The 11398-nt window shown below is 38.6% G+C and carries 10 protein-coding genes; 7 read left to right on the top strand and 3 right to left on the bottom strand.

What is annotated here, in order from left to right; translation table 11 throughout:
- Positions 1–369 carry a response regulator transcription factor gene (locus EIP89_RS05860; RefSeq protein ID WP_124397737.1) on the bottom strand — a complete coding sequence of 123 codons (369 nt, stop codon included), beginning with the start codon at positions 367–369 and terminating at the stop codon, positions 1–3.
- 159 nt (positions 370–528) lie between these two features.
- On the opposite strand from EIP89_RS05860, the gene EIP89_RS05855 reads away from it, so the two are divergent.
- From EIP89_RS05855 to EIP89_RS05825, 7 genes are all read left to right on the top strand, one after another.
- Positions 529–1206, top strand: a complete 678-nt coding sequence (locus EIP89_RS05855; protein ID WP_218019335.1) for an SIR2 family NAD-dependent protein deacylase — start codon at positions 529–531, stop codon at positions 1204–1206.
- A gap of 115 nt (positions 1207–1321) precedes the next feature.
- Positions 1322–1786 (top strand): LSm family protein, encoded by a 465-nt coding sequence (locus tag EIP89_RS05850; protein WP_124397735.1) that lies wholly within the window; start codon positions 1322–1324, stop codon positions 1784–1786.
- A gap of 11 nt (positions 1787–1797) precedes the next feature.
- The gene (gene nusA / locus EIP89_RS05845; RefSeq protein WP_124397734.1) at positions 1798–3033 is read left to right on the top strand and encodes a transcription termination factor NusA; all 1236 of its coding nucleotides are present in this window, start codon (positions 1798–1800) and stop codon (positions 3031–3033) included.
- 33 nt (positions 3034–3066) lie between these two features.
- Entirely contained in the window at positions 3067–6102 is a 3036-nt protein-coding gene (infB, locus tag EIP89_RS05840; protein WP_124397733.1) for a translation initiation factor IF-2, read from the top strand.
- Positions 6103–6109: 7 nt separating this feature from the next.
- Positions 6110–7126, top strand: a complete 1017-nt coding sequence (locus tag EIP89_RS05835; protein ID WP_124397732.1) for an NAD-dependent epimerase/dehydratase family protein — start codon at positions 6110–6112, stop codon at positions 7124–7126.
- 53 nt (positions 7127–7179) lie between these two features.
- Positions 7180–8121 carry an NAD-dependent epimerase/dehydratase family protein gene (locus EIP89_RS05830; protein ID WP_124397731.1) on the top strand — a complete coding sequence of 314 codons (942 nt, stop codon included), beginning with the start codon at positions 7180–7182 and terminating at the stop codon, positions 8119–8121.
- 173 nt (positions 8122–8294) lie between these two features.
- The gene (locus EIP89_RS05825) at positions 8295–8738 is read left to right on the top strand and encodes an Hsp20/alpha crystallin family protein (RefSeq protein WP_245966107.1); all 444 of its coding nucleotides are present in this window, start codon (positions 8295–8297) and stop codon (positions 8736–8738) included.
- Positions 8739–8787: 49 nt separating this feature from the next.
- Here EIP89_RS05825 and EIP89_RS05820 read toward each other — a convergent pair whose 3' ends face one another.
- Positions 8788–10191, bottom strand: a complete 1404-nt coding sequence (locus EIP89_RS05820) for an OmpA family protein (RefSeq protein WP_124397729.1) — start codon at positions 10189–10191, stop codon at positions 8788–8790.
- Positions 10192–10395: 204 nt separating this feature from the next.
- Positions 10396–11397 carry an agmatinase family protein gene (locus EIP89_RS05815; RefSeq protein WP_124397728.1) on the bottom strand — a complete coding sequence of 334 codons (1002 nt, stop codon included), beginning with the start codon at positions 11395–11397 and terminating at the stop codon, positions 10396–10398.
- Position 11398 lies beyond the last annotated feature (1 nt).

Raw genomic sequence — 11398 nt, 5'->3', positions numbered from 1 at the left:
CTATTTCTTGTCCAATAATTTTTTGATGCGCATAATCAGCTCATTGGGGCTGAAGGGTTTGGTTAAATAATCATCAGCGCCTAGATCAAAAGCCTTTACCACGGCATTTTCTGAATTCAACGCTGTGAGCATTAAAATAGGAGCCTCTGAGCCTTTTTCTTTTAAAATTTTTAAAAGCTCAAATCCGCTTATATAGGGCATCATTATATCAGAAATGATAATGTCAAATTTTTCGTTTTCTATCATGCTTAGGGCACTTTCTCCATCGTTAGCTACTTTTACGGTGTAGCCTTCTTTTTCAAGTTTAAAGGAGATTGCCTGGCGTATCAAATGATCATCATCTACTACGAGTATTTTAGCTTTCGACATTGCACTTTTTTTAGCTAAATTAGTATTTAACAAAAAAAAGTCCATCAAAATATTTATGAATCCCTTTAATTATATTTGTTTGAATATCAGCATATAACTTAATATCCTTTCAAAACCCAAAGAGTTCGTTTTTGGGAATATATTCTAAATATGGGAAAAATGAACATTGTAGTCTTCACTGGAGCGGGTATAAGCGCCGAAGCAGGCATCAGTACTTTCAGAGGTTCTGACGGACTGTGGGAAAAATACCGAATTGAAGATGTGGCTACGCCCCAGGCTTGGAAAAAAAATCCCAAATTGGTACTCGACTTTTACAACCAACGACGCAAACAAGTGATTGAAACCACACCCACAAAGGCGCATTACCAATTAGCAGAATTACAGAAATTATACCCCTCCACTTTCATTATCACCCAAAACATCGACGATCTTCATGAACGCGCCGGCAGCAATGTAGTACACTTACACGGCGAAATTCGCAAAGCACGCAGTACAGCCGATGATTCTTTGATTGTTGATATCGAAGGCTGGCGGCTCGACCTGGGCGATCTATGTCCTTTGGGCTCACAACTTCGACCACACGTAGTTTGGTTTGGTGAGGATGTTCCCTTGATGGAAACAGCAATTGACATCGCAAGTAAAGCTGATATTTTTCTTGTGATTGGAACATCTCTATTAGTGTATCCAGCTGCCAGTTTACTGTATTATGTCCCAGCACATGCTGAAAAATGGATTATTGACCCAAATGCAGAAAACATGCATGTGCCCGGATTTAAAAAGATATCTCAAAGTGCATCCATTGGTGTGAAAACATGGAAAAATCTTATGAAACTTTAAAGAGTCCTTTATCTGTTTTAAAACAATTGAATTTTTGATGTACAGGCTAATATTCATATATTTGCACGCGAATTGAGGGGGAAGGAAGTATCCCCCTATTTTATTTTATTATACAATGTTTGATATAGAAGAAATTAAGAAAATTGCTGAAGATGCAGCAGTATCTATCGATGGCTTTCTCGTGTCAGTAAAAATTACTGATAACGAAGTCATAGAGATTTTGGTAGATACTGATGAGGGCATAAATTTAGATCAGATTGTTCAAGTATCTCGCAATATTGAACAACAATTGCCGTCTGATATATCTGAAAAGTACAGTTTGATGGTTTCATCACCTGGAGTAGGTGAGCCTCTTCAAGTATTCCGTCAATACAAAAAAAACATCGGCAGATTAGCTCAAATCACCTTTAAAGACGGCAGTGCTCTTACCGCGCGTTTGATCGATGTAAACGAAACTCACCTTTTGGTAGAAGAAGTACCAAAAAATGTCAAAAAAGGTGTGAAACCTAAAACCACTACACCAAAATCACTACCCTTTACCGATATATCACAAACAAAAATTAAAGTAGAATTTAAATAATAATGAAATCTATGGAAAATATTAACATCATCGAATCTTTAACCGAGTTTAAAGACGAAAAGAATATCGATCGCTCTACCTTAGCAGGTATTATAGAAGATGCTTTTAAAACTCAATTAAAAAAGAAATTTGGTACTGATTCAAATTACAAAATAATCGTAAACCCTGAGAAAGGAGATTTAGAAATTTGGAAAACGCGAACAATCGTAGCTGATGACGAGGTTAAAGACCTAAATTTAGAAATCGCCCTTTCAGATGCACTAAAAGTACAGCCTGATTTCGAAATAGGGGAACCATTTACCGAAGCAGTAAAACTTCAAGATTTGGGTCGCCGGTTTGTTTTGGCCTTCAAGCAAACATTGGCTTCCAAAATCATGGAACATGAAAGTTCACAGATTTTTAAAAAGTATCATGACCTCATTGGAGAGATTGTAACCGGTGAAGTACATCATGTGCGCCCTAGAGCCATAATAGCGCTTGACGACGACGGTAATGAGCTCATTTTGCCGAAAGAACATCAAATACCCAGCGATTATTTTCGCAAGGGCGATACAGTCAGAGCGGTTGTACATTCAGTTCAAGTAAAAGGTAACAAGCCATTAGTAACCATTTCGCGTACAGATCCTCGCTTTTTAGAAAAACTCTTTGAACAAGAAATACCCGAAGTTTTTGACGGTCTGATTCTGATAAAAAAAGTGGTGCGCATACCAGGCGAAAAAGCCAAGGTAGCCGTAGAATCGCTCGACGACCGTATCGATCCAGTTGGAGCATGCGTTGGAATGAAGGGCAGTCGTATCCACGGCATCGTAAAAGAGCTCGGCAATGAAAACATCGATGTAATCAATTACACACAAAATACACAGCTGCTCATAAGCCGCGCATTAGCTCCGGCAAAAATTAGCTATATGAACATCGATGAAGAAAATAAACGAGTAGAAGTGTTCCTAAAGCCCGATCAAGTATCCCTTGCTATTGGTAAAAATGGCCAAAACATCAAATTAGCAAGTCAACTTGTTGGATATGAAATAGATGTATATCGCGAATCAGATGAAGATGACGAAGATGTAGAACTCGATGAATTTACCGATGAAATTGAACCCTGGATTATTGAGGAATTCAAGAAAATAGGCTGTGATACGGCTAAAAGTGTCTTGGCACTCAGTGTTGAAGACTTGGTAAACAGAACCGACCTGGAAGAGGAAACCATTATCGAGGTAAGAAAAATACTCTCTGCCGAGTTTGAATAAATTCAATATATTTTTGTCACCGATTAAAAACACATGAATAGTACAAAGCGAAGATTATCTGCTGTTCTCGAAGAATTTAACATTGGATTTGCCAGAGCAAAAGAATTTCTGGCTACAAAAGATATTCACGTCGATAGCCCAAATGCTAAGATAACAGAAGAGGTATATGAATTACTCCTCTCGAAGTTTAGTCAAGATTTAATTCAGAAGAAAAAGACAGAATCTAAAATTCAGCAGCTCAAAGAAGACAAAGAGGCCATGCGCCTAGAGCGCGAATTGCAGTTACAAAAGCAACAGGCTTCTGAAACTTCAACCCATAAAATTAAAACTGAGGTTCCTAAAATCGAGGGACCAAAAACTATTGGCAAAATAGAATTAGTAACTGATAAATCCAAAAAAACTGAACCCGTAAAAGTAAAAACAGAAACAGAGCAAGAAACAATTAAAAAACAAAGTGAAGAAACCCCTGCTGAAAGTGTTCAAAAAACTATAGAAACAATTGAATCAACCGAAACACTAACTGCACAAAAATCTGTAGAATCAAGTCCTCAAATCAATCTAACAGAATCCAAAACTGAACCCACCAAAGAAAAACAAGAAGAAGCTGAAAAAGAAACACCTAAAATTAATTTAACAATCGTTGGAAAAGTAGATACAGTAGAAAAAGAAACATCCAAGAAAAGGACTATTCAGCCAGAAGAAGAAACTAAGGAATTAAAACAAATTGAGGAAACCACAAATGTTGAGCAAAAGCCAGAAGAAGAGAGCCAGGTAGAAGTAAAAGAAACATCTGCACCTTCAGAAAGCAAACCATCAGAATCTACCGGATCACACAAGATAGAAACAAAATTTGAAAAGATTGAAGGTCCAAAACTCACTGGTGAAAAAATCGACCTTTCAAAATTTGAAAAGAAAAAGGAAAAAGATAAGCCCAAAAAAGTAATAGCTACCAATCCCCAAGGACAAATAATTGATAAAGAAGACAAGAAAACAAAGAAGAGAAAGCGCATCGTAAAAGACAAAACAGATCAAGATAAATCATCAACCCAAAGTACACAAATAGTTCCATCCCAATCTGACAAGAAAAAGTTTGATAAACCAAGCGACAAAAAAGATAAAAATCTAAAATTCCAGAAAAAAGAACCTGTTGAACCCATAGAGCTGAGCGATGAAGAAATTTCAAAACAAATCAAAGAAACGCTCGAAAAGCTCACAAGTAATAAAAAGGCTAAGCTCAATAAAATTAAAAAGCTGAAGCGAGATGAGCGCCGTGAGATGATGGCTCTCAACGAGCTTCAAGCTGAAGAAGATAGCAAAACCCTCAAGGTCACAGAGTTCGTTACTGTTGGTGAGGTGGCCAATATGATGAATGTACCCGTTACAAAAGTGATTGCCACCTGTATGTCGCTTGGATTAATGGTTACCATGAACCAGCGACTCGATGCAGAAACGCTAAGCATCGTAGCCGACGAATTTGGATACAAAGTGCAGTTTGTCGATGCAGAAATGAGTACCGAAGAGCTCATCGAAGACGAAGAAGACGATGAAGCAGATCTCGTAAAACGACCACCCATAGTTACAGTGATGGGCCACGTGGACCACGGTAAAACATCACTGCTTGACTACATACGCAAAACCAACGTAATTGCTGGTGAAGCAGGTGGCATCACTCAGCACATTGGAGCTTATTCGGTAGAAATGCCTGACGGACAGCACATCACCTTCCTCGATACGCCTGGTCACGAAGCATTTACAGCGATGAGAGCACGCGGGGCAAAAATCACCGATGTGGCCATCATTGTAATCGCTGCCGATGACAACGTAATGCCTCAAACCAAAGAGGCAATTGCTCATGCACAAGCAGCAGGAGTTCCGATCGTATTTGCCATCAACAAAATCGATAAACCCAACGCCAACCCCGACAAGATCAAAGAGCAGTTGGCTAATATGAATCTTTTGGTCGAAGATTGGGGTGGTAAAATTCAAAGTCAAGAAATCTCTGCAAAAACTGGTCAAGGCGTTAACGAGTTGCTCGAAAAAGTACTTCTCGAAGCTGAATTGCTCGACCTAAAAGCTAATCCGAACCGAAGAGCAACCGGTACAGTCATAGAGGCCTCACTTGACAAAGGTAGAGGATACGTAAGCACCGTATTAGTACAAAACGGTACGCTAAAAGTAGGCGATATCGTGCTTGCTGGTCAATATGCAGGCAAAGTACGCGCTTTGCTTGATGAAAGGGGTAAAAACATTAAATCTGCTGGCCCTTCAATGCCTGCCGCTATGCTCGGGCTCGATGGTGCACCAGCCGCTGGCGACAAATTTGTAGTAATGACCGATGAAAAAGAGGCAAAACAACTTGCCAGCAAGCGCCAGCAGCTGCAAAGAGAGCTTTCAGCTCGTGCTCACAGAAAGATCACCCTCGAAGAAATCGGAAGACGCCTTGCACTTGGCGATTTTAAGGAATTGAACATCATCCTCAAGTGCGACGTGGATGGCTCAGTTGAAGCGCTCTCCGATGCACTCTCAAAACTTTCTACAGAAAAAATTCAAGTACGCATACTGCACAAAGGTGTCGGACAAATTACCGAATCAGACGTGCTTCTTGCTGCTGCCTCCGATGCCATCGTAATCGGCTTCAACGTACGTCCTTCGGCCAACGCACGTAAAATCGCCGAAAGAGACCAAGTGGAAATTCGCCACTACTCCATCATTTACGACGCAATAGACGATGTAAAAGCAGCCATGGAGGGTATGCTCGCCCCTGAAACCAAAGAAACCATCATCGCCAACGTGGAGGTACGGGAGACTTTCAAAATTTCAAAAGTCGGTACAATCGCTGGATGTATGGTATTAGATGGAACCATCAAACGAGGTTGTAAGGTGCGTGTCATCAGAGATGGTGTGGTAGTTTATACTGGTGAGCTCGCCTCTCTTAAGAGATTCAAGGACGATGTAAAAGAAGTATCAAAAGGCTACGAATGTGGTCTTAGCATCAAGAACTTCAACGACATTAAAGTCGGCGACATCATAGAAGCCTACGAAGAAACACTCGTAAAACAAAAGATTTAATCGAACTGTGAAAGCCCTTGTAACAGGTGGTACTGGCCTGGTCGGTTCCCACCTGTGTTTTCATTTGCTTCAAAAAGGCTACGGAGTAAAAGCGCTTTTTAGAAAGCAAGAAAGAAAAGCTCTGACAAAAAAAGTTTTTTCTTATTACGACACTACCAACTCTCTTTTTTCGAAAATTGAGTGGGTTAAAGGAGATTTACTTTACATTCAAGATATAGAAGAAGTCGTTAGAGGGGTTGACGTAGTGTTTCACACTGCAGCTATGGTCTCTTTTGACCCCGAGGATGCTGAGAAAATTATTCGTTACAATGAAGATATAACCAATAATCTCGTAGCTGTATTAAAAGAAAAACACGCACAAGTACCCATAATTCATTGCAGTTCTATTGCGGCCATAGGGAAGCCGACTAATTTTACAGCACTCATCAATGAAGATATTCAATGGACCGATAGCCCAAACAATTCACCATATGCCATTAGCAAGTTTCTATCAGAATTAGTTGTTTGGAGGGCTGCAGAAGAAGGTCTTAAAGTGAGTATTGTCAATCCAGGAATTATCCTAGGCCCGGGATTTTGGAATGAAGGAAGCGGTAAACTTTTTACTACATATTTAAAAGGTTTTCCTTTTTACACCGAAGGAGTAAATGGCTTTGTGGATGTAAACGACGTGGCTAAAGCCATGATACTGCTCACTGAAAATAAACTGTACAGCGAACGATTTATTCTTGTAGAAAACAATTATTCGTACAGAGAAATTTTTAATATGATTTGTGACGCACTTGGTAAAAAGAGACCACACATAAAAATTGGAAAACTTGCCTCAGAAATTTTCTGGCGTCTGGAATTTTTAAGAAGTAAAATCACTGGTGCTAAACCACTTATCACCAAGGAAACTGCAAAAAGTGCTGTGAATCGAACCATGTACGATGGCACTAAAATTTTGAAAAAAACACATTTTCAATACACTCCGTTAGCTCAAAGTATACCAATCTATGCCGAACTATTGAAAAAGGAAATGAGCTAACTACACATATGCACGTATATGTGTAGGTTTGCAAGCGGGAAAACAACAAGCCAATGGAAAAAATTCTGATCTTAGGTGCAGCTGGTCAGGTTGGAATAGACTTGACTGAAAAATTAATTGAAATCTTTGGAACTGAAAATGTAATTGCTTCAGACCTTAAAATACCTGAAAATCCCAAATGTAAATTTCTTCAGCTCGATGCATTAGATAAAGAAGCCATTAAAGAGGTAATCATTCATGAGAAAATTACCACTGTTTATCATCTTGTAGCTATGCTTTCTGCCACAGGCGAAAAAAAACCATTACTCGCCTGGAAGCTCAATATGGATACACTTTTTACAATTTTAGAATTTGCAAAAGAGGGTCTTATTAAAAAAATTTTTTGGCCGAGCAGCATCGCAATATTTGGTCCTACAACGCCAAAAATAAATACGCCTCAATCGACTATAATTGAGCCAACTACAATCTACGGTATTAGTAAATACGCTGGGGAGTTATTATGCCAATGGTATTATCAAAAACACAAGGTAGATGTTCGATCCGTCCGATATCCAGGCTTAATAAGCTGGAAAGCTGAACCAGGTGGGGGAACAACTGATTATGCGGTTGAAATCTTTTATGAAGCTTTACGAAACAAATCATACACCTGTTTTCTTAAAGAAGACACCCGTTTGCCCATGATGTATATAGACGACGCAATTGAGGCAACCATTCGACTAATGACAACTGAAGCAGAAACGATCAAGACCAGAACATCGTACAATATTTCTGCTTTTGATTTTACACCTTCTGAATTAGCTGCCTTAATAAAGAAACATATACCAGATTTTCAAATTCGTTATTCACCAGACTTCAGACAAAACATCGCCGATAGTTGGCCTCAGTCAATTGATGATACGCAAGCAAGACAAGACTGGAACTGGAATCCAAGATTTACCCTAGAAAAGATGGTTTCAGAAATGCTTTCTAAACTGACCAATAAACTGAAAGTGTAAAAGCCGTAAAAATCGGAATTTTTGACAGAATAACTCCCAAAAACTACACTCAAATTAAGTCATTTTTTCAGTTTTTTTTAGAAAAACTATTAAAAAACTGGCAAAAATTCCTAAAAATGGCTCAGGTATAGAGATTGGATAGAGTGAAGTAGTCTAACCAAAACCTCAAAGCCATGAGCACACTGATGAAAAGACCTGCAATGGGATTTGGAATGATCCCCTCTATTCTGGATGAAATCTTTAACGATGATTTCTTCAGAATTCCTGTAGCTTTCCCGAAAGCTCCTGCTTATCCTGCTGTTAACATCAAGGAAAACGATACAGAGTATAAAGTTGAAATGGCAATACCAGGCCTCAAAAAAGAAGATATTAAAGTAAACCTTGAAAAAGGTATTCTGACAATAAGTTTTGAAAAGAAAGAAGAACACGAAGAAAAGGATAAATACACTCGCAGAGAGTTTGTATATCAATCTTTCAGCAGATCTTTCACAATACCTGAAGACGAAATCGATGTAGAAAAGATCAGCGGAGATTACAAAGATGGTATTTTAAACATCATACTTCCAAAAAAAGTAAAAGCTGAAGTTTCTACATCTAAAATGATTGAAATTAAATAAGAGTGTATAAAAAAAAGCCGGCCTTTGGCCGGCTTTTCTTATCCAATTTTTACTGAATAATGAACTCTACTCTTCTATTGATATTGAGAAGTCTTGGTGATAGAGGTTGAGACTTTCCTGCCGATTCGGTTGTAAAACGCGACTTATCGATACCGAAATTTCTTACTAGATAGTCAACAACAGCATCAGCTCTTCTTTGCCCAAGTCTTCTATTGTATTCTTCCCCTCCTGTTTTATCTGTGTGACCAATAACTTTTAATTTCATATCCGGGTTAGCATTAAGTAGTCTGGCTACCACAGCTAATCTTTCAGCGTTAGCTGAAGTTACTAATGCTGAATTTACTGCAAAATACACTTGCGGAATGAAGGCATCGTTTAAACCTCCTCCAACTGATTTAATTGCACGACCTCTAACATCAACTAGAGAACCTTTTGGAGTATTCGGCTCTAAATCACGGGAGTCGGGTACTCCATCTCCATCAGAATCAAGTTCACGACCTTTGCTATCTACTTTAGCGCCTTTAGGTGAAAATGGATCTTCATCCAAATGATCGGGAATACCATCCCCATCTACATCAAGCGCACGACCAGCACCATCTACTACAGCACCTTTTGCAGTATTTGGCTCCTTATCAAACATATTTGGAACACCGTCGCCATCATCATCCTTTGTAATTTTATCCATATCTCTGCGCACTGATGCTGTAAATTCATAAAGATCAGAAACTGGTGAGCGATAAACTACAGATTCTTTTTTACCAGCTTTTGTTCCAAAATTATATGTCGCTCCAACTGAAGTAAAAATCACCTGATCATTTGTTGATCCATAAACAGTACCATCAATCAGGTCTGAATTAAAGAAAAATCCCTTTATTCCAGCATCAAAATCCCAGGTATTCGATAGTCTATATTTATAATTAAATCCCACGGGAACCGCTACGGCTTGTCTCCAATTAAACCCTGCAGTGTAGTTAGGTGTAGGGGTATTATTTATGTAAACTTCATAATCATAAATTGCAAAACCATATCCAACAGACCCAATAAAAGAGTGTTTTGTCGGTCGTACCTCTCCAATACGAAAAGCATTAATAAAATTTATTGAAGCATTTATTTCAGGTACAATGATCGAGCCGATGAAATGGCGTCCTGGAATATTACCTGACTGGGTTCCTGGGGTACCAGTAACTCTACCAGCAGTTAATGCTGCTTGTAATCCGAAAAATGGATTAATGAATTTCGTAATATGACCGTAACCAGCAACAGTAAATCCGCCTCTAGCATTAGCTCTGGTATACTGATCACGACCTTGTTGAAAACTTTTTAAATCACCCAACATGTATGTGTGACCTATTCCACCTCCGATTGACCATGTTCTGTACTCATCCAAATAATTTGTCTGACCAAAAACATGTAAAGAAAGTAGAGCGAAGCCAAGGAGTGAAACTTTTCTCATATTGATTTTATTTACTTGGCAAATTTATAGATACTTTCATTAAATATTGTATAAAAGGAAAATTTTTAAATCATTAAATCTCAGTTTAATAATCTTATCATATTGTTTTCCAACTCTTTACAAAAATCACCAAATTGAATAATTTAATGAATTACTTAAAAAATTATCTAAAAGTAGCCACATTTTTTTTAAAAAAATAACATTTTACAGAATAATGTTACAGAGCATGTAGAGTACACGAGCTCCTACGTTCTGATTCCAATCGCTTGTGGCATACACGCCAACTTCATTCAGATCAGCACCAATGATATTTTTTCCAGAATTTTTTATTTTTTCCAAAAGATATTGAACTTCCTCAAATTCCAATCCTCCCGGTACCGGAGTACCCGTATTTGGACATAGTTTAGGATCTAGACCATCGATGTCAAATGAAATATATATCTTTTCTGGCAAACTTTCAACTATCGATTGACAAATCGCATCCCAACTCTCACCTCTGTATTTTCTCTTTTGAATGTCGTAACTAAAGAATATTTCTGCCTTATTGCCAAGACTTTTAGCAAATTCTAATTCTTCATCGCAATAGTCGCGAATCCCAACCTGAACGACTTTGGAAACTCCAGAAAGCTGCATAAAATTATAGCTGATCGACGCATGTGAATACGTAAATCCTTCATAAGCCTTTCGAAAATCCATATGGGCGTCTATCTGAAGTACACCAAAGGATTCATGTTTCTCAGTTAATGCCTGAATATATCCTAATGGTGTGCTATGATCACCGCCGAGAAGGATGAGTTTTTTTTCTTTTTTTAAAAATTTTGTTGCTTGATCGTGAACCCACTTATTCAACTCTTCACAAGCTGAATCGACTGCCTTAAAAAAGGAATCTTCAGGTTTTTCGGTGGCTATATTATCGAGGTAGTCTGCCACTTTCTCACGCCAAAAGGAGCTTTTCTCATAGAGTTCTCTCGAAGGCTCAGGCATATAAATTCCTTTTCTCCATGCTCCCGGATTCAATGGGTGATACAAATCAACCTGTTTTGATGCCTCTTTAATGGCAGCGGGGGCATCAGCTGTGCCTTCGCCATAGCTTACGGTCACTTGCCAGGGAACCGGTAAAATGATGAGCTCAGCATTTTGCTCGTTAAAAGGAAGCCCGAAAATGCCGTCGTGAAGAGCAGGTCCGTTTGGATCGAAATCTATCATC

The sequence above is a fragment of the Thermaurantimonas aggregans genome (assembly GCF_003851885.1).
GTDB classification, from domain to species: Bacteria; Bacteroidota; Bacteroidia; order Flavobacteriales; family Schleiferiaceae; genus Thermaurantimonas; species Thermaurantimonas aggregans.
Note: the sequence above shows the minus strand (reverse complement) of the source record. Positions and strands in the feature narration are given on the sequence as shown.

What these genes read in the sequence shown, in the direction of transcription:
- EIP89_RS05860 (WP_124397737.1), bottom strand. Translation starts at nt 369, where the DNA reads ATGTCGAAAGCTAAAATACTCGTAGTAGATGATGATCATTTGATACGC.
- EIP89_RS05855 (WP_218019335.1), top strand. Translation starts at nt 529, where the DNA reads ATGAACATTGTAGTCTTCACTGGAGCGGGTATAAGCGCCGAAGCAGGC.
- EIP89_RS05850 (WP_124397735.1), top strand. Translation starts at nt 1,322, where the DNA reads ATGTTTGATATAGAAGAAATTAAGAAAATTGCTGAAGATGCAGCAGTA.
- nusA (WP_124397734.1), top strand. Translation starts at nt 1,798, where the DNA reads ATGGAAAATATTAACATCATCGAATCTTTAACCGAGTTTAAAGACGAA.
- infB (WP_124397733.1), top strand. Translation starts at nt 3,067, where the DNA reads ATGAATAGTACAAAGCGAAGATTATCTGCTGTTCTCGAAGAATTTAAC.
- EIP89_RS05830 (WP_124397731.1), top strand. Translation starts at nt 7,180, where the DNA reads ATGGAAAAAATTCTGATCTTAGGTGCAGCTGGTCAGGTTGGAATAGAC.
- EIP89_RS05825 (WP_245966107.1), top strand. Translation starts at nt 8,295, where the DNA reads ATGAGCACACTGATGAAAAGACCTGCAATGGGATTTGGAATGATCCCC.
- EIP89_RS05820 (WP_124397729.1), bottom strand. Translation starts at nt 10,191, where the DNA reads ATGAGAAAAGTTTCACTCCTTGGCTTCGCTCTACTTTCTTTACATGTT.
- EIP89_RS05815 (WP_124397728.1), bottom strand. Translation starts at nt 11,397, where the DNA reads ATGATAGATTTCGATCCAAACGGACCTGCTCTTCACGACGGCATTTTC.